Origin of the sequence: Erwinia sp. SLM-02, from assembly GCF_037450285.1 — a bacterium.
Lineage (GTDB): Bacteria > Pseudomonadota > Gammaproteobacteria > Enterobacterales > Enterobacteriaceae > Erwinia.
Genome location: NZ_JAQISN010000001.1, coordinates 790,653 through 807,972 on the forward strand (window position 1 = coordinate 790,653; position 17,320 = coordinate 807,972).

Consider the following 17,320-nt stretch of genomic DNA (forward strand, 5'->3'; position numbering starts at 1 on the left):
TCACATGAACAGTTTACTCATAAACGCAGGCATTCCGCAATTACGTTGTGTTTTCGCTGGTGGCCGTTTCGTCTATGTCGAAAAGGTATCCGTATCAACGGCAGCTGGCAACTACCAGCACGCTGTCGCAGTGGTAGATGAATTGAAAGTCGCTGAGATTTTCCGGCAGGTAAACGCGCTTGCTGAGGTGAGGGTATGACCGAAGACAGTCAGAACCTTGACCGAACTTATCGCGACCCGCGCGGCGTTCTTGTCCGTGTTGTGCGCTGGGATGCAGAAAAGCAGCAGGTTATTTATCGGCGGGACGGCTACGAGCATGAGTGCATGCAGCCGCTGGAATTGTTCCGCAAGAAATTCACGAGGGTTTTATGAGCGTTAAATTATCTGCATTTGTCTGGGATGGTTGCGCTGCGGCCGGAATGAAGATCACCAGCGTGGCAATCATGGCTCGGCTGGCTGACTTTTCCAATGATGAAGGCGTTTGCTGGCCATCTGTAGCAACGATCGCCCGTCAGATTGGTGCGGGTCCGAGCACTGTGCGCACCGCGCTTGGAAAGCTGGAGCAGGATGGCTGGATAAGCAGGACAGCCCGCCGCAAGGGTAATCGCAACGGTTCGAACCTGTATCAGATCAACGTTAAGAAACTGCGCGATGCTGCAATTTTCCACCTGTCAGAATCTGACACGTCAAATCCTGACACATCAAAATCTGACGCATCAGAATCTGACCGTTCAAAATCCGATGCATCAAAATTTGACCCGTCAGAAAACTCGGCCAGAGCAGGTTTTCACCCTCCAGAATCTGGGGGCGATCCGTCAGTAACTTCAACACATGATCCGTCAGATAAAAAAACTCTTTGTCAGGCTCCTGCAGAGCCCGACCCCGAAGTCGTTTTGACTGACTCTGCGAAACAGGTACTCACACACCTGAATCAGGTTACCGTCTCACGCTATCAGGTCGGTAAAACCTCACTCGAAAACATCCGTGCTCGCCTGGGTGAAGAGTTCACCACTGACGAGCTGATCCTGACCGTGGATTACCTGAATGCCAAATGGTCCGGCGATTTGAAGATGGCTGAGTATCTGCGACCAGCCACGATGTTCCAGCCCACTAAATTCCCAGGCTACCTGTCTGGCGCTCAGAAATGGGCTGAAGCTGGCCGTCCGAAGTGTGTGAACGGGAAGTGGGTCAAAGCGGGCGGTGAAGTTATTGGTGGTGACAACGTGGACGTGACGGAGCGTGACGCGGCTTACCGTCGGTTTATCGGCAGCAGTAACCCCCTTAAAAACCCAAGTCAACTGGAGCAGACCGTCAAGGCCGAGGCCAGCAAAGCAGGTGTTCGTGGGATGCGTGCAGATTTCGCAGTAAGCCGCTGGAACAGCATCTGGAAAGACTGCGCAGGGCGCGTGTCGGGAGGAAAAGCAGCATGAATATTCGTGAAAAAGCCGTTGAGTTCGTACGCAGTCACCCTGACAGCTCCGCAAAACAGATTGCCGATGGTGCCGGGATACCACGACGAATTATTCAAACGGTACTGGCCGAACTGCTGATGAGTGACGTGCTGCATCGCCACTTAGTGAACAGCAGAGTGTATTCATATCGCCTGGTTCAGGAAGAAGAATTTACCGAATCAAACCAGAAGTACCGCGCTCTGCGTGAAAAGGCGATGTCTCGCGAGCAAGCGGGGCTATGGCGTCGTGCTGCTCACTTCTGGCTGTTAGCTATGGACGCGGCCAGAGACGAGGAAACAAGGGGTCGTGCAGCTGCCCGCCGTGAGCATTGCATCAGCTGTGGCGGCGCACTTCGGACGCATTCAGAGGGCAGCAGCGTTAGCTCGGTATCAGTTCCACACCTGGACCTCTGGAGAGACTTTTGAAAAGCAAAATTAAGGCTCACTTCAGCCGCAACGAGATTTTTTATCACAGCATCCGGACGGCATGCGTTCTGATTTTCCTGCTCTTACTGGCACTGGTAATGGAGATGGTAAGCAAATGACAACCCTTTCGCAGATGTATAAACAAAAGGCCAAAAGTGGCAGCGAAATCACAACCAAGAAAACCTACATGGTTCCTTACAGTGAGTTGTATCTGGAGCCAGGCGACAACATCCGTCCACTGAATCAGGAATGGGCCGAGCACATGCGTGATCTGTGGATTGCGGGTGCTGATCTTCCACCGCTGTCTGTAACCGTCACGGAGAAGGGCGTCAGGGTTGATGATGGCCAGCATCGCTATGTTGGTGCAGGTATGGCTATCGAGGCCGGAACCAATATCATCCGCATCGAGTGCCGGGATTTTATCGGCACTGAGCTGGAACGTCTCGCACATCAGGCCGGTAGTAATGACAGTCTGCCAATCACGCCCATTCAGCGTGCGCAGCAATATAACCGAGCCAGAAAGCAGGGTTATGAAATTGCCGAAATATCAAGAGCCTTTCACCGGTCTGTATCTGACATTGAGAGTCACCTGCAGCTTCTGTCATCCGGCGAAGTGCTAATCGGCATGGTTGAGGCTGGAGAGGTTGCACCAACTACTGCAGTGGCGCTGTCACGCGAACATGGCCCTAAAGCTGGCGCAGTAGCAGAACAGAAACTGGCCGAGGCTAAAGCATCTGGCAAGAAGAAACTGACCAAATCCGCAGCTATGCCGCAGTTCAGCGCAGTTAAGGCTCGTCGGCTGGTGGAGTTGCTTGCCGCATTTGATTTCACTGATGACGGCTACACCGCGCCAGATGATGTGTATCTGGAAGCAATGGGAATACTGGCTGAGTATCGTGAAAAGCACGGACAGCGTGGACAGCCACAGCCAGCAGTTAAACCGTCAGAACCCGAAGCAAACGACGAATACCTGCCACTGAACAAGCAGGAGATTATCGATCACAGCGGTGTGGCGGTGTGGGCATGTGCTGCAGCTGCGTTCGGCGAGAAGGATGAATACACCTTCAACGAATCAAAATACGCCCACACATGGGCTGCTGATTCAGTTGAAGCTCCGCAGGTTGTGACTATTCCCGCCGATGCCATTCAGAGAGCGTTAGGCCTGATCGAACAGCACGACAGTTCCAGCGCTTTGCGTGAGTGGGTTGATAAGACATACACCGACGAAGGCCAGCGCGAGGACATGTTTGATCGCTTCCTGACGGTATACCAGGAGAATCGGGCTGCAATCAAATCCGTACCGGCATACCTGAGCCTGCTGCAATGTACCCTCAGCGTCAGCTGGACAAACATCCGCTCACTGCGTGCAGCGGTACAGCAGGCAATCGCCGAACTGGCAAGGAAAGCCAATGACTGAGACTGCCACTCAGAGCAGGCAGCGCCCGTTCCTGAAATGGGCGGGCGGTAAATACTCCCTGCTCGATGAACTGGATAAACACCTGCCCTCCGGGGGCAGGTTAATTGAGCCGTTCGTTGGTGGCGGCTCGGTCTTCCTGAACTCCAGTAAACACGCTGAATTCCTCCTGGGTGATACAAACGCCGACTTAATTAATCTCTATCAGATGCTGGCCGTGGTTCCCGGAGATGTAGCCAGACACGCGCGCTTTATGTTTGAGCACATGGGCGACGCAGAGAGCTTTGCTGCAATCCGTACACAGTTCAACAACCAGCACATGGACGGGCCTGAGCGTGCCGCGGCGTTCCTGTATCTAAACCGGCATTGCTTCAACGGCCTGTGCCGGTACAGCCTCAGCAATAAGTTTAACGTGCCATATGGCAAGTATCGCGCACCGTATTACCCGGAACAGGAGCTAAAGGCATTCACCGCAATGGCCCACAACTGCGTGTTTATGAATGCCGGGTTCCGCCGGACGCTGGCACTGGCTGGTGCCGGTGATGTTGTGTACTGCGATCCACCATATGAGCCACTTCCCGGCACTGCCGGTTTCACATCGTATTCCGCTGGTGGATTTGCATGGGAAGAGCAGGTAGCTCTGGCAGAGCATTGCGTTGCTGCACATCAGCGCGGCGCACGCATCGTCATATCCAATTCAGGCGCACCCAAAATCATTGAGCTTTATCACCAGCACGGATTCGTGATCCACGAAGTTAACGGGCGTCGCTCTATTTCCAGCAAGGGCAGTACACGCACTGCCGCAAAAGACGTGGTGGCCACACTATGAAGCTGATCCTGCCATTCCCCCCAAGCGTAAACGGATACTGGCGCTCTACTGGCAAGGGCGCGTTAATCAGCGAACGCGGCCGGAAATATCGCGTTGGTGCGATTGCCGCTGTTTATGAGCAGTTGCGCCGACGACCTCAGGCGATAACTCACGATGTAGAAGTACACGTAATTCTATACCCACCGAACCGGATGAAGCGCGATTTGGATAACTTCCAGAAAGCACTATTCGACGGACTCACTCACGCTGGCGTTTGGGCTGATGACAGCCAGATAAAACGGATGGTAGTGGAGTGGGGTAGCGTGACATGTCACGGCAAGGCGGAGGTAACGATCAATGAATTTCATCGATAGCTCAAGGCATTGCAGTTGTGATAGCAAACCAGAGCATGTACATTTGATCAGTGGTTCCAGTTGTTTGCAGACGCTGGTTCCATTTCACTAAATTGGGAGAAAATCATGAATCAGTTACTCGTAATTGACGGTGTTTCTGTACGCCAGGATAAAGAAGGGCGCTACTGCCTGAACGATCTTCACAGTGCCGCTGGTGGGCTACCAAAACACAGGGCTCAGTACTGGCTCGGCAATGACCAGACCAGAGAGCTTGTACAGGAACTGACCGAGGCCGGAAATCCTGCCTCGGTCGAAAATCAGCCAGTATCCATAATTCGTGGCGGCCTGCAGCAGGGCACTTACGTTTGCAAAGAACTGGTTTACGCTTATGGCATGTGGATCAGTCCCGCTTTTCACCTGAAAGTAATCCGCACCTTTGACGCCACCGTGACCGGTCACGCTCAGTCGCAGCGTTCCGACCAGGTTCAGGCAGGCGTAATCCTGCTTGAATCCGCTGCCAGAATGCTGAACCTCTCCAATTCATCAAAGCTGGGCGCTTATCAGACCCTTCAGACATTTGCCGGTCTGCCGAATATGATGCCCGTTTATGCTATCGACGCACCCGCCGACGCTGTTGATGGTTCAAGCCGTCCGACAACCTCACTCACTACGATGCTGCGCAACAATAAGATCGCTATCAACACGGCAGACGCTTATGTGAGGCTGGAAAAGCTGTCTATTGTGCAGCGCATGTCGCGTCCAAGTAATTCCAGATATGCAGTCAATGGTGTTAAAGGCTTCTGGATGGTTACGAAGAAAGGGCTGATGTATGCCAAGAACGTGACAAATCCGAAAAGCCCGCGCGAGACGCAGCCACACTTCTTCACTTCAAAATCAGCCGAGCTTATTCGGATGATGATGACGGTCGATCAGGAGGGTGAATGAGAGCAATCCTGATGCCGTTTCGGGTCGAACAGCTGGGCACTGTGCTACTTAAACCCGGAAGCGAGGCTATGCCTTTGTTTCAGTCTGGCCGCGTTCTAATAAGCACACTGCCGGAGTTTATGCAGAGCATGCCGTCAGGGCGTATCGTTGATGTCGCTCAACCGCTGCTGGATGATCCTGATGTGGTGATGTTCCTGTCTTCCGACGAGGTCATCAGTGCTGCTGGTGGTCGTGACGCGCTGGTAAACTGGCTAACCTCGCAACATCAACGCCACATCGGCACCGGATGCCAGAATACCGCGCTGGACCACAGTCATGGTGAAACGATACTCCATGTCGGCAAATCAGCTGTACGCCTCTGCTATCAGTGCGACAACCGACTGAGAGAGCAGGAGTCATCCCCGGAACTGGAGGCGACAGCCCGGAGGAATGCAGCGGAGTGGTTGCTATACCGCGTGCAGGCGGGTTTCCAGATGCCGGAGGGGCATCACGTCACGCTGCCTGAAGTCACTCTGTGGGCATCAATGAACGGTGTCGCCGATAAAATGCCGGATGCGCTGGCCCGTCGCGTACTGAAGTTACCGCCATTACCGGCCCCACGCGGAACGATGAAAGAGGCAGACATCCGGCACGAACCAGCTGCCGCCACAGAGCTGGCAGAGAAAGCGGCTCAGATTGTTGAGCTGGCCATCGATCCGGAAACGCCAGAATCATTCATGCTGCGCCCTAAGCGCCGCCGCTGGACGAACGAGAAGTACACCCGCTGGGTGAAGCAGCAACCATGCCTGTGCTGTGGACGGCAGGCAGACGACCCACACCACCTAATCGGCTACGGTCTGGGTGGTATGGCAACAAAGACGCATGACCTGTTCGTGATACCGCTTTGCAGGGCGCATCACGATGAACTTCATGCGGATGTAGGCGCGTTCGAAGAGAAGTATGGCACTCAGCCTGAACTGCTTCTACGCGTTCTGGACAGAGTCCTGGCGATCGGTGTGATTGCTACGGGTAAAAAAATCTTGGGAGAGAAGAATGCGTGATATTCAAATGGTGCTCGAACGCTGGGGTGTATGGTCCCGCCATCGTTATGATACAGATTACTCGCCAATTGCAGCTGGCTTTAAGGGGCTGCTACCGAGCGCGTCCAGTAGTGGTAACAGCTGTACAGACTCTGACGCCCTGATTGTTGATGCATGCGTAGGAAGATTAAAGCTAAAGCGCCCAGATGAGCACGCACTCCTCGAGGAGTATTACATTAAAGGGGTATCAAAACGTCAGATTGCGAAGAAAGCAGGCTGTGACGAGAAACTAATTCGAATCAGATTCCAGCTAGCCGAGGGGTTTGTTGAGGGATGTCTTTCAATGCTAGAGGTGAAATTAGAAATGGATGATTGAATTAAAGAAGGCGGATTAGTCCGCCTTCTTTATACTATCTAACAATTCTCTTTTTTTCTTTTCAGCTTCTGCACGATGAATTAATTTGCTTTTGAAGGACTGTATCTCATCCATTGTTGATTTAATTAAGAAGAATGAATAGAGTGATGATATAAGTAACCCGCCAAAGAAAGAAATCAATACTCTGAAATAACAAGATGCATTTGGTATGCTAAAAAAGCCAATGGAAATAATTGTTGCGGATACTAAGTAATAGATAAAAATAAAAGTTAGCCTTCTTGATTTTATTTTAATTATTGGCTTTAGTCTTCTTAACTCATCAGATGTTAAGGATGGATGTTCATCAGCTTCTGGAAGCTTAAAGAAGGCTTGTGCACAGTAGGTTGAAGGAAATAACAACAACGTTATCATTACCCATGGCGTGGGTGTGGCAGCTAGCTCTACTTTTCCTGAAATGAAATAAAGCAGGAGGTAACCACAAAAAAAGGCTAGAATGAATTTAACTAAAAACCATTTGAAATTCATATTAGCCTCTTTATGTTATTTAGGTTCAACTTCTCCGGCATCTACTTTTGAGTATAACCATTTCTGCATCTGTAAATATAAATGATTTTCGTCAATAAGTCCATTGTTGTATTGAATGCTAATTGACCCGGATAGTTTTAGATCTGTACCTTTAATAGTTCCGCCGCCTTGAAGTGATATCTCAATATCATCACTGTCAGAGTTTCTTAATGATGTGGCAAGAGTGTCCATTACAAGTTGCCCATCTTTTGTTGTTTTACGAAAATAGGTTATTTCTAAATTTACTTGTAAGTTTGCATCATCAAGTGAATCTTCTAGATTTAGATTGCTAAACCAATCTTCACCAAAGGCGGCTTTTAGAATGCTGCCACCTTTCCCGGTTGGCATGAACTTAACCTTTCTAACCTTCTCCACTACAGAGTGCTTCTGCGCTGATTCTGGATTAACAGTATTAACTATACTTATAGTCCCATCGTCATTTTTTGTTTTCACAGGAACACTTCCGAGGTTAATTTTTCTAACCGGGGTTGTCTCTAGTTTCTGTATTGTTTCACTAGTAGGTTTATCTTTAAGTACAAGAACACTATTGTCATTAAAATCAGAACTGAAATTATGAATTAACCAATTGAGATGCGTTTCAATATCCTTTGATCTTAAAGAGCTAGATTGTACTATAATGATATGGTTTTTCAGAACACCAAAGTAAAGAATGGAATCAACAAACTCTCTTTTTATCTTATTCTTTTCTTCAATGGTAATTTTATTGTCTGCATCAAGTTTGATTTGCTCAGATGTTATAGCGTTTATGTCATAAAAACTGACATCATCACTAATCGTCATTAACGCTTGGCTCTTGCCCTGCTCAAACAATATTAGTTGGCCAAATAGTATTGTTTTAAAAGTGCTGCTTCTGTTAATAAGTCTATAACCGCTTTGGCTGTCAGATGGGCTGATCTGTTCTCTTCTCATACCCACCTTTGAGGCCGTCCCGTCTTCAGAAATGATCGATTCTAAAATCGACTGAAGATCAGACGAACAGTTTGAAATCGCGGCTCGCTTGTAATGAATGGCCTTTTGACGACTCTGTTTTAGCATATGTAACCTTAACAAGTTAGTATGGTAAAATAAAAAATATCAATATAAATCAATCTATTATTCGATTCGCATGATGTGCGAGAGGTAGCGATCGGTTATTTTCCCTTAACAATATAGGAAAAAGTTTAAAAAATCATTATTGCGGTCCGCAAAAGAGCGTGTATTGTGTTAAGAGTGGTCACATAGACACACAGCTTACATCATCGAAACCTCGCCAATCGGCGGGGTTTTTTGCTTTCTGGTGGGGTGTTTTCCCCTTTCTCTTTCATAGCACACAGCGCCCAACCGGTAATCCCGGAGGTGAGAGATATGCGTATGCCTAACAACCCCCACAACTGGGCTGAGTTCAGTGAAATCATTGCCGCTTGGTGGCGCGGAGATACGCCGGTTGGCTCAGTTCTACTGGCGTTTGTGATGGCCGTCTTGCGTATTGCTTACACCGGCGGCGGCTGGAAAAAAATGGTGTTAGAGGGATTGCTTTGCGGTGCTCTGACTTTGAGCGTTGCCTCTGGCCTTGAATATCTGGAGCTTTCTCGCTCCCTGTCGATCGCGATTGGCGGCGGTATCGGCTTTATCGGAGTGGAGCAGTTCAGAAAGCTTCTTCTCGCCATCCTGAATACCCGCTTCGGAAACTCTCCAAGGGCATAACAATGAACCAATCACAATTTCAACGGGCGGCTGGCATCAGCGCCGGGTTAGCTGCGCACTGGTTTCCGCATATTGATGCAGCGATGACCGAGTTTGGCATTAACAGCCCAACGGCGAAGGCGATGTTTATTGCACAGGTGGGGCATGAGTCGAGCGGATTTAATGCCACGCGTGAGAACTTTAATTACAGCGTGCAGGCTTTGATCGTCACGTTCGTTCCAAAGCGACTAACTAAAGACCAGGCGTTAACGCTGGGCCGAAAGCCCGGTGAAAGCGCTTTGCCAGTTGAGCGACAGAAAGCCATTGCGAATCTGGTGTATCAGAAGCGATTCGGCAACAACCTGCCGGGTGATGGCTGGAAGTATCGCGGCGGCGGACTGATTCAGACAACGTTCCTGGACAATTACCGCGCCACTGGCAACGCCATAAAGGTTGATCTTGTCAGCCAGCCGGAACTGCTTGAACTGGAGCAAAACGCTGCCCGTAGCGCTGCATGGTTCTTCGTTTCGAAAGGCTGCATGAACTGGCTGCACAGTATCGAAAACGTAACCCGGATTATTAACGGTGGGACTAACGGCCTTGATGACCGCAAAGCTCGCCTCAACCTGGCAAAAAGCATTCTCGTATAAGGAGTCTTATGAACTACCTGATCAATCGCCTGAAAGAGGCATCAACCTGGCGTGGCATTATTCTCGTTGTTGCGGGGGTGTTTGGCTGGCAGATGCCACCTGGTATTCAGGAAGCGGTCATTGCCGGTGGTGTGGCACTGGCTGGTGTGGTCGGTGCTGTGGTGCCAGATAGCGTAAAAAAGTGAGCTCAGGCCAATAATTAAAATTGGCCTGATGAATTAATTACTGAGTGCTTTTCTGAATTGCTTTACCGCCTGCTGAGATATCTTCTCCAACCCCGCGAGTGGTGTTGCAGGCAGTTAATACAGAAGAAAGAACAACGACAGAGAGGACGGATAAAAGTAATTTTTTCATCTGAACTTCCTTTTAATGATTATTGAAACAGGGATTTGGTCCTGGTTTCCAAAGGTTTCTTATCTCATTAATCAATTCTGAAAGGTTGATATATGAGAGACGCCTTATGGATGCACCGGAAAGTTGAGCTACCTGAGGAAGTGTAGTAGTTCGTTGTTTTTATTCGAAAAAAAACCGCGCCAGGTAAGGGGTGAAAACTCTGACGCGGTACTTTCAAAGAAAACAACAATAACGAATTCCAGATAGACAAGATAAGTAATAGCGGATAATTCTTACATTTCCAGCCATGCATGAAATATTTTGAAAAATATTTCCAAGCCCCACCCGCCGAGGAATCTATGACTGAAATTACCACTGAACAGACCAACCAGCTGGAGCTACTTGCCACTCTGAGCTATGACACTGCAGCAACAAAGGTGGCTGTAGCATTCATCCAGAATGACTCGTTCAAACATCGCCTGTTCATCCAGCAGTACAACCGTGTATATGGCGAGGCTGAGCTGGTAGCGCGTGCCACGAAGGCAGTGCAGGAATCGGTCGAAGCACTGGCAGTCATCAGTAACACCACCTTCGCAGAGTGACCAAGCCCGTAACGCAATAATGCCATTGCCTATATTGATATGTAATAACATAACATTATCAAGTTAATAAATGGTTTCATTATGAAATGATATCATAAGATATGATTGCATTTGCAACCATATCGATTCAAGTGAGAATGAATATCATTTGAAAAGGTACTCCCGGAGGGGGTGCCAGCCACGGGGAGACGAGCTCGCGGAAAACGGCTAGTTTTTGAATTTTCATGCTGACAGCAGCAGGTTAGTTAACTTATTGAATCATTTGGAGTAATTAACCTGTCAGCTGTCACTTTTTTATTTTGACTGTCATCAGACCAGTTTGTAACCCTATATAATTTATCAGGAAAAATGACTTTGACCTGACAGGCTGAGGTGTAAATGTCCAATGTCAGCAATCTCGGGGACGCTTATAACTGGAGCGTGGCCAGAATTGCTGAAGCATTCGGACTCAACCGCGCCACAGTTAAGAAGCGACTGATGGATGCCAGAATCCCTGTTGCTGGCACAGTAAAAAATAACCCTGTCTATGCGCTGCGTGATGTTGGCCCTGCATTGTTTGCTTCGGCCAGCAATGACGATAGCGAGAGTATTCATGATCCATCCCTGATGGACCCCAAATCCCGCAAGGACTGGTTTCAGTCTGAGAATGAGCGTGTGAAGCTGGAATCCACGCTGAAACAGCTTGTGCCCGCTGAAGATGTTCATCGAGAAATGGCGCTGATTGCCAAAGCTGTTATTCAGGTTCTGGATACCTGGCCCGACAAGCTGGAGCGGGACCGGGGGTGGTCACCGGAACAGATTGAGGAAGCGCAGAGTGTGATCGACGAAATGCGCGATGTGTTGTCCAGTGAAGTCAGTAGCGAAAATACTGAAGAGGAATCCGTCCGATGACTTACGCATCAGCCAGCGCTATCCGGCGTGATATAGCCGAACTGCTGAGAGCGCCGCGTCGTATGCCCGTGGCCGAAGCTGTAACCCGTTATATGCGTGTCCCTCTTGGTGGAGGAAGTTCGCTACCCTGGGATGCCACGTTGACGCCGTATATTGTTGAGGCAATGAACTGCCTTTCGTCGCGTAACTATGATGCAGTGGTGTTCGTGGGTCCGGCGCGAACGGGCAAAACCATCGGTCTGATTGATGGCTGGATAGTGTACACGGTGGTCTGCGACCCGGCAGATTTCCTGCTTATACAGATGACTGAAGAAAAAGCGCGTGAGCACTCTAAAAAGCGACTGGATCGTACGTTCCGGTGTAGCCCTGAGGTTGCCAGGCGCCTCAGTCCACGCACCAACGACAATAACGTCCACGATAAAACGTTCAGGGCGGGCAACTACCTAAAGATTGGATGGCCGTCAGTCAACATCATGTCATCTTCTGATTACCGGTTTGTAGCGCTGACGGACTATGACCGCTGGCCGGATGATATTGACGGTGAAGGGGATGGATTCTCGCTGGCATCAAAGCGAACCACAACTTTTATGTCATCAGGTATGACGCTGGTTGAGAGTAGCCCTGGCCGCGAGATAACGAACAGCAAATGGCAGCGTAAATCTCCGCATGAAGCGCCACCGGCGACGGGTATCTGTTCGCTTTACAACAGTGGTGATCGCAGGCGCTGGTACTGGCCATGTCCTCATTGCAGTAACTGGTTTCAGCCCTCAATGAGCGCGGTATCTGGTTATCGGGATAATCCTGATCCCGTGGCGGCCAGTGAGTCAGCTTATGTCAAATGTCCGCACTGCGAGGGAAGAATAAATCCAAAGCAGAAGCGAGAGCTTAATCAGCGTGGCGCGTGGCTTCGTGATGGCCAGACTATCAACGCTGAAGGGCAAGTGTCAGGTGAGGGTGCTCGTTCGCGTATCGCTTCATTCTGGATGGAGGGACCGGCAGCAGCTTATCAGACATGGGCTCAGCTCACTTATAAACTGCTGGTTGCCGAACGGGAGTATGAAGCTACTGGCAGCGAGGAAAAACTAAAAGCCGTCATCAATACCGACTGGGGTTTACCGTATCTACCGCGTTCAGCTACAGAAACTCGCAAGTCAGAAACGCTGATGGCCCGTGCGGAGCATATCCCGCGCAGAACGGTACAGGATGGCGTTCATTTCCTCGTAGCCACTGTTGATGTGCAGGGCGGGCGTAATCGCCGGTTTGTCGTGCAGGTTGTCGGATACGGGGAGAATGGTGAGCGTTGGATCGTCGATCGCTACAACATCCGCCACTCAATGCGGGGCGGGCCTGACGGCGAAAGCCTGCCAATCGACCCGGCAGGATATCCGGAAGACTGGAACCTGCTGCGAACCGATGTGCTCGACAAGAGTTGGCCTATGTCATCCAACCCTGCTGCAACCATGACCGTTATGGCAATGGCCGTGGACTCTGGCGGTGAAGATGGCGTTACGGACAACGCTTATAAATTCTGGCGTCAGTGCAGGCAGGATGGACTGCGAAAGCGGGTTTATCTTTTCAAGGGTGACAGTAGCAGTCGCGCGCAGCTGATCACTAAAAAGTTACCTGACAATACCGGCAGGTCAAACCGACGGGCCGAAGCGCGTGGTGATGTTCCTCTCTATCTTCTTCAGACCAATCAGCTCAAGGACCGGATAAATAACGCACTTCAGCGTGATGTGCCGGGGCCGAATTACGTGCATTTTCCTGACTGGCTGGGCGGGTGGTTCTACGACGAACTGACCTATGAAGAGCGCGGAATCGACGGTAAGTGGCAGAAGCCGGGTAAGGGTGCGAACGAAGCCTTTGACCTGATGGTGTATGCCCATGCTCTTGTCATCCTGCGGGGCTATGAGCGCATTAGCTGGGATACCCCACCAGAATGGGCAAGGCGGGGTGCGTGGGTGGAAGCCGCGCCGCAGGTTGCCGGTGAAGTGTCACTCCCGTTAGCGCCAGCGCCAGATAAGAAGAAACCACAACGTCAGAAAGCATCAGCTGAGGACAACCCGTGGAGCACCTCAGGAGGGTGGGTATGAACAGAGCCGATATTGAAAGAATGATCCGCAGTTACACCGAAGCCGAACTGGCTGTTCTGGAGGGCAAGTCCATTACCTTCAACGGCCAGCAGATGTCTTACGAAAACCTCTCTGAAATTCGTAAAGGCCGGCAGGAATGGGAACGGCGTCTTGCTACTGCAGACAGCCGTCGGCGTGGCAATCCGGGTTACCGGCTGGCGAGGTTTCTATAATGTCTTTTCTCGATGACGCCATTGGCGTGTTTTCCCCTGGCTGGAAAGCCTCCCGGCTGCGGGCGCGCGAAGTTATACGGGCTTACGAAGCGGTAAAGCCAACACGCACCCACAAGGCCCGCCGTGAAAATCGTTCAGCCGATCAGCTGAGTCAGTTCGGCGCAGTCTCGCTGCGTGAACAGGCCCGATGGCTGGATAACAACCATGACCTGGTGATTGGCGTGTTCGACAAGCTGGAAGAGCGGGTAGTGGGGAAGCAGGGGATTATTGTTGAGCCACATCCGAAGCTGACCAGTGGGCAGATATCTAAGAAGCTGGCTAAAGAAATTCGCCGTAAGTTTGGCGAGTGGTCTGTCAGGCCGGAAGTTACGAGCCAGTTTACCCGCCCCATGCTTGAGCGTCTGATGCTGAGAACGTGGCTGCGTGACGGTGAGGTGTTTGCCCAGATGGTGCAGGGAAACGCTACCGGGCTTGAGCCATCGGCGCGGATTCCATTCTGGCTGGAAGCGCTGGAGCCTGATTTCGTTCCAATGAACAGCGATGCATCTAAAAACCTGAATCAGGGCGTGTATACGGATACCTGGGGGAAGCCGAAAAGATATCAGGTCTACAAAAGCCTTCCTGTCACCAGGCGTCAGTTCGATACCAAAGAGATTGATGCCGAAAACATGATCCACCTGAAGTTCACACGCCGCCTTCATCAGATGCGCGGAACGTCACTGCTTTCGGGCGTGCTGATGCGCCTGAGCGCCCTGAAGGAATATGAAGACTCTGAGCTGACGGCAGCACGAATCGCGGCGGCGCTGGGCATGTATATCAAAAAGGGCGACGGTCAGAGTTATGAAGAGGGCAGCAGTCCTGATGATCGTGAGGTGAACATTCAGCCTGGCATGCTCTATGACGACTTACAGCCCGGTGAAGAAATCGGAATGATTAAGTCCGATCGCCCGAATCCAAACCTTGAAACCTTCCGTAACGGCCAGTTGCGGGCCGTGGCCGCAGGGAGCCGTCTGAGCTTCTCCAGTACTGCCCGGAACTACAACGGTACTTACAGCGCTCAGCGGCAGGAGCTGGTGGAGTCAACGGACGGCTATCTGATTTTACAGGACTGGTTTATCGGTTCGGTTACCCGGCCTATGTACCGCACTTGGCTCAAAATTGCGCTGGCTTCCGGCGAAATCAAACTGCCGCGCGGTATCGACATGGATACCGTTTACGACGCGGTGTACTCAGGGCCGGTGATGCCGTGGATTGATCCGGTGAAAGAGGCGAATGCCTGGAAAATCCAGATCCGTGGTGGCGCAGCGACTGAGTCCGACTGGGTACGCGCCAGCGGGAAAAATCCCGATGACGTGAAGACACGCCGCAAGGCTGAAATTGATGAAAACCGAGAACAGGGGCTGGTGTTTGATACCGATCCTGCCAATGACAAAGGAGCCACCAGTGTCGAAGATGAAAAACCGGACGACCCGCCGTCCGAAAGCCAGCGTAAGAAATAGTCCGGGTCAGTCGTGGTTTCGCATGCAGGCCACGGAAAACAGCCAGGCGGATATTTTTATTTATGACGAGATTGGCTACTGGGGAGTAACAGCAAAACAGTTTGTTAACGACCTCAGGGCGCTGGGCGATATCACCCACATCAACCTGCATATCAACTCTCCTGGTGGCGATGTCTTTGACGGCATCGCCATTTTTAATGCTCTGAAGCACCACGGCGCGGCCATCACTGTGCATATCGACGGGCTTGCAGCCTCTATGGCATCGGTCATTGCGATGGTGGGAAACCCGGTCATCATGCCGGAAAACACCATGATGATGATCCATAAGCCCTGGGGCTTTGCGGGTGGTGATGCAAACGACATGCGTGACTACGCCGATCTGCTCGATAAAGTGGAGTCCGTTCTGATCCCTGCGTATGTCGAAAAAACGGGCAAGTCCAGCGAAGAGATTGCCGCGATGCTGGAGGATGAAACCTGGCTGGATGGCCGTGAGTGTCTTGCTCTGGGGTTCGCCGATCAGGTAACGCCATCCCTGCAGGCGATGGCCTGTATTCATTCAAAACGTATTGAGGAATTTGAAAAAATGCCAAAAAGCATTCGTAACATGGTTACTCCACCGCGCGCTAACGCACCGCGTGACCCGCAGCAGCCGCCAGTTCAGCAGCCTCCTGTCACCCAGCCTACAGCCGCTGATGAGACTGCAATTCGCGCCCAAATCCTGGCCGAACAAAAAGAACGTGTGAACGGTATTAATAACCTGTTCGCCATGTTCGGCGGTAAGCATTCCGATCTGCAGGCGCAGTGTGTGGCGGATGTTGAGTGTTCAGTCGATTCGGCTAAGGACCAGCTCCTGGCCGCGCTCGGTAAAGTCGCCTCACCGTCCGCCAAAAATGCGCCGGTTCACATTCACGCTGGCAACGGTAACTTTGTGGCTGACGGTATTCGTCAGGCGCTGATGTCCCGCGCTGGTTTCGAAAACCGTGAAAAAGATAACGTTTATAACGGCATGACCCTGCGCGAATACGCCCGTATGGCGCTGACCGAAAACGGGATCGGCGTGGCCAGTTACAACCCGATGCAGATGGTCGGGCTGGCGCTGACCCACAGCACCTCTGATTTTGGCAATATCCTGCTGGATGTGGCAAATAAGGCGCTGCTGCAGGGCTGGGAAGAAGCCGCAGAAACCTTTGAGCAGTGGACCAAGAAAGGTCAGTTGTCTGACTTTAAAACAGCTCACCGTGTCGGTATGGGTGGCTTCCCGTCACTTCGTCAGGTTCGTGAAGGTGCTGAGTACAAATATGTCACTACCGGCGATAAGGGCGAAACCATCGCGCTGGCCACCTACGGTGAGATTTTCTCTGTCACCCGTCAGGCGATCATTAACGATGACCTGAACCAGCTGACTGATGTGCCGATGAAGATGGGCCGCGCTGCAAAAGCCACCATCGGCGATCTGGTTTACGCGGTGCTGACCAAAAACCCGAAAATGTCAGATGGGAAAGCTATTTTCCATACTGACCACAAAAACCTGTCAGCCGGTGCTATTTCCGTCGCCAGCCTGGACGATGCCCGAAAGCTGATGCGCCTGCAGAAAGAAGGTGAGCGCTCCCTGAATATTCGGCCTGCTTTTATGCTGGTTCCGGTGGCGCTGGAAACTCAGGCAAGCCAGACCATCAAGTCAGCCAGTGTTAAAGGGGCTGATGTTAATGCGGGTATTATTAACCCGATTCAGAACTTCGCCACCGTCATCGCCGAAGCGCGCCTTGATGATGTGGATGCAAAAGCCTGGTATCTGACTGCGGCGCAGGGCACTGACACCATCGAGGTGGCCTACCTGAACGGCGTTGATACCCCGTACATCGATCAGCAGGAAGGTTTCTCAACCGACGGCATTGCGACCAAAGTGCGTATCGATGCCGGTGTCGCTCCGCTTGATTATCGCGGCCTAGTGAAATCCTCCGGCCAGTAACCGGTAACTCAGAAAACCCCGCTCAGCCCATCA

At 51.2% G+C, this 17,320-nt stretch carries 22 protein-coding genes; 19 read left to right on the forward strand and 3 right to left on the reverse strand.

Translation table 11 applies throughout. The annotated features are described in order from the left end of the window. The first annotated feature begins 4 nt into the window (after nt 1-4). The 10 genes from PGH32_RS03750 to PGH32_RS03795 all read left to right on the forward strand — a co-directional run bounded on the left by PGH32_RS03750 (nt 5) and on the right by PGH32_RS03795 (nt 6,791). Complete coding sequence (locus PGH32_RS03750) at nt 5-199, forward strand: hypothetical protein (protein ID WP_337893211.1); 195 nt, start codon at nt 5-7, stop codon at nt 197-199. Beyond that, the gene (locus tag PGH32_RS03755) at nt 196-372 is read left to right on the forward strand and encodes a DUF4222 domain-containing protein (RefSeq protein WP_337893212.1); all 177 of its coding nucleotides are present in this window, start codon (nt 196-198) and stop codon (nt 370-372) included. Before PGH32_RS03750 ends, PGH32_RS03755 begins: the two co-directional genes overlap by 4 nt. Beyond that, nucleotides 369-1,430 carry a conserved phage C-terminal domain-containing protein gene (locus PGH32_RS03760; protein WP_337893213.1) on the forward strand — a complete coding sequence of 354 codons (1,062 nt, stop codon included), beginning with the start codon at nt 369-371 and terminating at the stop codon, nt 1,428-1,430. Before PGH32_RS03755 ends, PGH32_RS03760 begins: the two co-directional genes overlap by 4 nt. Further along, a complete protein-coding gene (locus PGH32_RS03765) occupies nt 1,427-1,876 on the forward strand; it encodes a PerC family transcriptional regulator (protein WP_337893214.1) in 450 nt (149 codons plus the stop codon). The genes PGH32_RS03760 and PGH32_RS03765 overlap by 4 nt, the downstream gene beginning before the upstream one ends. A 61-nt stretch (nt 1,877-1,937) precedes the next feature. Beyond that, complete coding sequence (locus PGH32_RS03770) at nt 1,938-3,293, forward strand: chromosome partitioning protein ParB (protein WP_337893215.1); 1,356 nt, start codon at nt 1,938-1,940, stop codon at nt 3,291-3,293. After that, complete coding sequence (locus PGH32_RS03775; protein ID WP_337893216.1) at nt 3,286-4,119, forward strand: DNA adenine methylase; 834 nt, start codon at nt 3,286-3,288, stop codon at nt 4,117-4,119. Before PGH32_RS03770 ends, PGH32_RS03775 begins: the two co-directional genes overlap by 8 nt. Beyond that, entirely contained in the window at nt 4,116-4,472 is a 357-nt protein-coding gene (locus PGH32_RS03780; RefSeq protein ID WP_337893217.1) for a RusA family crossover junction endodeoxyribonuclease, read from the forward strand. Before PGH32_RS03775 ends, PGH32_RS03780 begins: the two co-directional genes overlap by 4 nt. A gap of 105 nt (nt 4,473-4,577) precedes the next feature. Further along, the gene (locus tag PGH32_RS03785) at nt 4,578-5,396 is read left to right on the forward strand and encodes a KilA-N domain-containing protein (protein WP_337893218.1); all 819 of its coding nucleotides are present in this window, start codon (nt 4,578-4,580) and stop codon (nt 5,394-5,396) included. After that, nucleotides 5,393-6,436 (forward strand): DUF968 domain-containing protein, encoded by a 1,044-nt coding sequence (locus PGH32_RS03790; protein WP_337893219.1) that lies wholly within the window; start codon nt 5,393-5,395, stop codon nt 6,434-6,436. The genes PGH32_RS03785 and PGH32_RS03790 overlap by 4 nt, the downstream gene beginning before the upstream one ends. Further along, on the forward strand, nt 6,429-6,791 hold the full coding sequence (locus tag PGH32_RS03795) for an antiterminator Q family protein (RefSeq protein WP_337893220.1): 363 nt from the start codon (nt 6,429-6,431) through the stop codon (nt 6,789-6,791). Before PGH32_RS03790 ends, PGH32_RS03795 begins: the two co-directional genes overlap by 8 nt. 15 nt (nt 6,792-6,806) lie before the next feature. Here PGH32_RS03795 and PGH32_RS03800 read toward each other — a convergent pair whose 3' ends face one another. Both PGH32_RS03800 and PGH32_RS03805 read right to left on the reverse strand, forming a co-directional pair. Further along, nucleotides 6,807-7,316 carry a hypothetical protein gene (locus PGH32_RS03800; RefSeq protein ID WP_337893221.1) on the reverse strand — a complete coding sequence of 170 codons (510 nt, stop codon included), beginning with the start codon at nt 7,314-7,316 and terminating at the stop codon, nt 6,807-6,809. Nucleotides 7,317-7,331: 15 nt separating this feature from the next. Further along, on the reverse strand, nt 7,332-8,411 hold the full coding sequence (locus PGH32_RS03805; protein WP_337893222.1) for a hypothetical protein: 1,080 nt from the start codon (nt 8,409-8,411) through the stop codon (nt 7,332-7,334). A gap of 309 nt (nt 8,412-8,720) precedes the next feature. On the opposite strand from PGH32_RS03805, the gene PGH32_RS03810 reads away from it, so the two are divergent. From PGH32_RS03810 to PGH32_RS03820, 3 genes are read left to right on the forward strand one after another with little or no spacing between them, the layout of a single operon-like run. Further along, nucleotides 8,721-9,059 carry a phage holin, lambda family gene (locus PGH32_RS03810; protein WP_105595565.1) on the forward strand — a complete coding sequence of 113 codons (339 nt, stop codon included), beginning with the start codon at nt 8,721-8,723 and terminating at the stop codon, nt 9,057-9,059. A 2-nt stretch (nt 9,060-9,061) separates the two neighbouring features. Continuing rightward, nucleotides 9,062-9,688, forward strand: a complete 627-nt coding sequence (locus tag PGH32_RS03815) for a glycoside hydrolase family 19 protein (RefSeq protein WP_337893223.1) — start codon at nt 9,062-9,064, stop codon at nt 9,686-9,688. A gap of 8 nt (nt 9,689-9,696) precedes the next feature. Continuing rightward, nucleotides 9,697-9,873 carry a hypothetical protein gene (locus PGH32_RS03820; protein ID WP_337893224.1) on the forward strand — a complete coding sequence of 59 codons (177 nt, stop codon included), beginning with the start codon at nt 9,697-9,699 and terminating at the stop codon, nt 9,871-9,873. A gap of 37 nt (nt 9,874-9,910) precedes the next feature. Here PGH32_RS03820 and PGH32_RS03825 read toward each other — a convergent pair whose 3' ends face one another. Then, the gene (locus PGH32_RS03825) at nt 9,911-10,042 is read right to left on the reverse strand and encodes an entericidin A/B family lipoprotein (protein WP_337893225.1); all 132 of its coding nucleotides are present in this window, start codon (nt 10,040-10,042) and stop codon (nt 9,911-9,913) included. 338 nt (nt 10,043-10,380) lie between these two features. On the opposite strand from PGH32_RS03825, the gene PGH32_RS03830 reads away from it, so the two are divergent. From PGH32_RS03830 to PGH32_RS03855, 6 genes are all read left to right on the forward strand, one after another. Then, nucleotides 10,381-10,623: a DUF2560 family protein gene (locus PGH32_RS03830; RefSeq protein WP_337893226.1), complete on the forward strand. Its 243-nt coding sequence runs from the start codon at nt 10,381-10,383 to the stop codon at nt 10,621-10,623. Between the two features lie 378 nt (nt 10,624-11,001). Beyond that, the gene (locus tag PGH32_RS03835) at nt 11,002-11,514 is read left to right on the forward strand and encodes a DUF1441 family protein (protein ID WP_337893227.1); all 513 of its coding nucleotides are present in this window, start codon (nt 11,002-11,004) and stop codon (nt 11,512-11,514) included. Next, nucleotides 11,511-13,607: a phage terminase large subunit family protein gene (locus tag PGH32_RS03840; protein WP_337893228.1), complete on the forward strand. Its 2,097-nt coding sequence runs from the start codon at nt 11,511-11,513 to the stop codon at nt 13,605-13,607. Before PGH32_RS03835 ends, PGH32_RS03840 begins: the two co-directional genes overlap by 4 nt. After that, nucleotides 13,604-13,819, forward strand: coding sequence for a hypothetical protein (locus PGH32_RS03845; protein ID WP_337893229.1), 216 nt, complete (start codon nt 13,604-13,606; stop codon nt 13,817-13,819). Before PGH32_RS03840 ends, PGH32_RS03845 begins: the two co-directional genes overlap by 4 nt. Beyond that, a complete protein-coding gene (locus PGH32_RS03850) occupies nt 13,744-15,318 on the forward strand; it encodes a phage portal protein (RefSeq protein ID WP_337893230.1) in 1,575 nt (524 codons plus the stop codon). The genes PGH32_RS03845 and PGH32_RS03850 overlap by 76 nt, the downstream gene beginning before the upstream one ends. Further along, on the forward strand, nt 15,272-17,287 hold the full coding sequence (locus PGH32_RS03855) for a ClpP-like prohead protease/major capsid protein fusion protein (RefSeq protein ID WP_337894254.1): 2,016 nt from the start codon (nt 15,272-15,274) through the stop codon (nt 17,285-17,287). The genes PGH32_RS03850 and PGH32_RS03855 overlap by 47 nt, the downstream gene beginning before the upstream one ends. The last annotated feature ends 33 nt before the right edge of the window (nt 17,288-17,320 follow it).

Coding starts and splice junctions, on each gene's coding strand:
- PGH32_RS03750 (WP_337893211.1), top strand. CDS start 5: ATGAACAGTTTACTCATAAACGCAGGCATTCCGCAATTACGTTGTGTT.
- PGH32_RS03755 (WP_337893212.1), top strand. CDS start 196: ATGACCGAAGACAGTCAGAACCTTGACCGAACTTATCGCGACCCGCGC.
- PGH32_RS03760 (WP_337893213.1), top strand. CDS start 369: ATGAGCGTTAAATTATCTGCATTTGTCTGGGATGGTTGCGCTGCGGCC.
- PGH32_RS03765 (WP_337893214.1), top strand. CDS start 1,427: ATGAATATTCGTGAAAAAGCCGTTGAGTTCGTACGCAGTCACCCTGAC.
- PGH32_RS03770 (WP_337893215.1), top strand. CDS start 1,938: ATGCGTTCTGATTTTCCTGCTCTTACTGGCACTGGTAATGGAGATGGT.
- PGH32_RS03775 (WP_337893216.1), top strand. CDS start 3,286: ATGACTGAGACTGCCACTCAGAGCAGGCAGCGCCCGTTCCTGAAATGG.
- PGH32_RS03780 (WP_337893217.1), top strand. CDS start 4,116: ATGAAGCTGATCCTGCCATTCCCCCCAAGCGTAAACGGATACTGGCGC.
- PGH32_RS03785 (WP_337893218.1), top strand. CDS start 4,578: ATGAATCAGTTACTCGTAATTGACGGTGTTTCTGTACGCCAGGATAAA.
- PGH32_RS03790 (WP_337893219.1), top strand. CDS start 5,393: ATGAGAGCAATCCTGATGCCGTTTCGGGTCGAACAGCTGGGCACTGTG.
- PGH32_RS03795 (WP_337893220.1), top strand. CDS start 6,429: ATGCGTGATATTCAAATGGTGCTCGAACGCTGGGGTGTATGGTCCCGC.
- PGH32_RS03800 (WP_337893221.1), bottom strand. CDS start 7,316: ATGAATTTCAAATGGTTTTTAGTTAAATTCATTCTAGCCTTTTTTTGT.
- PGH32_RS03805 (WP_337893222.1), bottom strand. CDS start 8,411: ATGCTAAAACAGAGTCGTCAAAAGGCCATTCATTACAAGCGAGCCGCG.
- PGH32_RS03810 (WP_105595565.1), top strand. CDS start 8,721: ATGCGTATGCCTAACAACCCCCACAACTGGGCTGAGTTCAGTGAAATC.
- PGH32_RS03815 (WP_337893223.1), top strand. CDS start 9,062: ATGAACCAATCACAATTTCAACGGGCGGCTGGCATCAGCGCCGGGTTA.
- PGH32_RS03820 (WP_337893224.1), top strand. CDS start 9,697: ATGAACTACCTGATCAATCGCCTGAAAGAGGCATCAACCTGGCGTGGC.
- PGH32_RS03825 (WP_337893225.1), bottom strand. CDS start 10,042: ATGAAAAAATTACTTTTATCCGTCCTCTCTGTCGTTGTTCTTTCTTCT.
- PGH32_RS03830 (WP_337893226.1), top strand. CDS start 10,381: ATGACTGAAATTACCACTGAACAGACCAACCAGCTGGAGCTACTTGCC.
- PGH32_RS03835 (WP_337893227.1), top strand. CDS start 11,002: ATGTCCAATGTCAGCAATCTCGGGGACGCTTATAACTGGAGCGTGGCC.
- PGH32_RS03840 (WP_337893228.1), top strand. CDS start 11,511: ATGACTTACGCATCAGCCAGCGCTATCCGGCGTGATATAGCCGAACTG.
- PGH32_RS03845 (WP_337893229.1), top strand. CDS start 13,604: ATGAACAGAGCCGATATTGAAAGAATGATCCGCAGTTACACCGAAGCC.
- PGH32_RS03850 (WP_337893230.1), top strand. CDS start 13,744: ATGGGAACGGCGTCTTGCTACTGCAGACAGCCGTCGGCGTGGCAATCC.
- PGH32_RS03855 (WP_337894254.1), top strand. CDS start 15,272: ATGAAAAACCGGACGACCCGCCGTCCGAAAGCCAGCGTAAGAAATAGT.